This is a genomic window from Vibrio sp. Vb0349, from assembly GCF_033338975.1.
The window spans coordinates 1-1,129 of the sequence record NZ_JAWOTS010000369.1 but is presented as its reverse complement, the minus strand read 5'-3'; the positions used below and the strand labels follow the sequence as shown (position 1 = coordinate 1,129).

Sequence of the window (1,129 nt, the reverse complement as noted above, 5' to 3'; positions counted from 1 at the left end):
ACCTGTTTTAAAAAGCGCATTGGTGTCAGAGAAAGGTGATGTCACCGTGGTGAATATTACCGTCCAGTTGCCCGAGGTGGATAAGACCGCAGAAGTGGAGGAGGTGGTGTCGAGTATCAATGCCATGATTGACCGATACCAACGCGCGTATCCTGACGTGACTTTTCATAAAGCGGGCATTATTGCTATGAACCACGCTTTTATGACTGCTGCGCAAGATGACAGCTCGACATTAGTGCCAACCATGCTCGTTGTGATTTTGGTCTTTTTGACTATCATGCTGCGTTCCATTCTAAGTGTGATAGCGACGCTGATTGTCATCATTGGTTCTGTGATGGCGACCATGGGCATTTCCGGTTGGGCTGGAATGTTCTTAAGCACTGCGACGGTAAACGTTCCAACGTTGATCATGACGCTTGCGGTTGCTGACTGTGTTCATGTGATTGCGACCATGCGTCAATCAATGAAAAACGGGTTCACGAAAGTGCAGTCAATCGAGCGTAGTATCGCTTTGAATTTCGTGCCTATTCTGATTACATCCGTAACAACCGCGATTGGCTTCTTGATGATGAACATGTCCGATTCTCCTGTCCTGCGAGACTTCGGTAACTTGTCTGCTTTAGGTGTTATGGTCGCCTGTTTTCTTTCTGTTACCTTGTTGCCGGCGTTGCTCAAGTTGCTGCCTATCCACGTAAAAATGGAAACGTCACAAGACCAAAAACATGTCATGGATCGCTTAGGTGACTTTGTGGTTTCGCAACGAAGAGCCTTGTTGCCACTTTCGGTTGCTGTCATTGTCGTGTGCGCGAGTCTTATCCCACTTAACAAGGTGAATGACGAATCGGTAGAGTACTTTGGTCAACGTAACGAGTTTCGTCAGGCTGCTGATTTTATGGAAGAGCGAATCAGCGGTATGACCAACATCAGCATTGCGATTAAAACCAACGAGTCTCAAGGTATTGCCGCTCCTGATTTTCTTAACACGATAGGTGAGTTTTCTAGTTGGCTACGAGACCAACCTGAAACAGACCATGTGGCGACATTGGCAGATGTTTATAAGCGTCTCAACAAGAACATGCATGGTGATGATGAGGCGTATTACTTGCTCCCTCAAGAGCGAGAGCTCGCA

General features: G+C 46.9%; 1 protein-coding gene. It reads left to right on the top strand.

Features of this window, described 5'->3' with window-relative positions:
* The coding region (locus R7Q47_RS25910) for an efflux RND transporter permease subunit (protein WP_318090218.1) at positions 1-1,129 on the top strand (1,129 nt) is incomplete at both ends.